The sequence below is a fragment of the Oleiphilus sp. HI0132 genome, from assembly GCF_001635845.1.
Map to the genome: position 1 here is coordinate 1 of NZ_LWGJ01001593.1, position 1,327 is coordinate 1,327.

The window sequence follows — 1,327 nt, forward strand, 5'->3', positions numbered from 1 at the left end:
AAGGTTCTTTTACCGATGGCGGTTGATGTCACGGACGAGCTTCACGCATACCGTAAAGCGGGTGAGAATATCTTGTTTGAGGGTGCCCAGGGCTCCTTGCTAGATATTGACCACGGTACCTACCCATTTGTAACATCTTCAAATACGACCGCAGGTGGCACGGCGACCGGTAGTGGTTTCGGTCCTATGTACCTTGATTACGTACTGGGTATTACTAAAGCTTATACAACTCGAGTTGGTTCTGGTCCATTCCCAACAGAGTTGTTTAATGATCAAGGTCGTCATCTTGCCGAGAAAGGCCATGAGTTTGGTGCAACCACTGGTCGTCCACGTCGTTGTGGTTGGTTTGACGCGGTTGGTTTACGTCATGCTATTCAGATCAATTCGGTGTCTGGTATTTGTTTGACCAAACTTGATGTACTAGATGGTCTTGAAGAGATTCAGGTTTGTGTAGGTTATAAGACTAAAGCGGGTGAAGAATTAACACGCCCACCGCTTGATGGTCGAGGTTATGAAGATCTGGAACCTGTATTTGAGTCGCTACCTGGTTGGTCAGAAAGCACTTTAGGTGTGCAGAAACTAGAAGACCTTCCTGAAAATGCTCGAAGCTATATCAAGTACATTGAAGAGAAGATTGAAGCGCCTGTTGATATTATTTCAACCGGCCCTGATCGTGTTGAGACGATTGTGCTGAGACATCCTTTCGACTGATTTAGCTAATCAATACTTAAAAAGCCTGATTGCTTTATGCTTTCAGGCTTTTTTTATGAGCGAGTGTTTTGAGTTGAGAGTGACTACAAGCTATTTTTTATTTGCAATGAAAGTCGCACGCAAAGGGGCAGGGTAGCCTTCAAGCGTTTTGCTCTGGTCTGTTGGGTCTAGGAAGTCCTTTAAGGATTGGAACTTCATCCAGTCCGTGCTTCGCTGCTCTTCAGTTGAGGTGATGTTGCTCTCTACACAGCGAATATTAGTGAAACCGGCTCGCCTTAGCCATAAGCTCAGGGTTTCTTTAGTTGGTAGATACCAGACGTTTCGCATCATGGCGTAACGATCCTCTGGCATTAGACTATAGCCTAGCTCACCTTCACAAATGAGCGTTTCCAGCACCAGTTCGCCGCCCTGGCGCAAGGTCCCCTTGAGCTCCAATAGGTGATCGATAGGTGAGCGGCGATGGTAAAGCACGCCCATTGAGAAAGTTGTGTCAAAGGCCTCTAGCTGTGGTGTCACATCTTCCATTCGTACTGGGAGCAAATGGATGGGTGCTTGAGGGCCACAATATTTCTTTAGAGTCTCGAACTGTAGTAAGAATAAAAAGTTCGGGTCGATC

2 protein-coding genes are annotated in these 1,327 nt (G+C 46.3%); one reads left to right on the forward strand and one right to left on the reverse strand.

Translation table 11 applies throughout. The features are described 5' to 3' along the window. Nucleotides 1-711 (forward strand): adenylosuccinate synthetase (locus A3766_RS24675; RefSeq protein WP_197479722.1); only part of this gene is annotated, 711 nt, incomplete at its 5' end. A gap of 90 nt (nt 712-801) precedes the next feature. Here A3766_RS24675 and cmoB read toward each other — a convergent pair. Continuing rightward, a partial coding sequence (cmoB, locus tag A3766_RS24680) for a tRNA 5-methoxyuridine(34)/uridine 5-oxyacetic acid(34) synthase CmoB (protein WP_082907212.1) occupies nt 802-1,327 on the reverse strand: 526 nt, incomplete at its 5' end.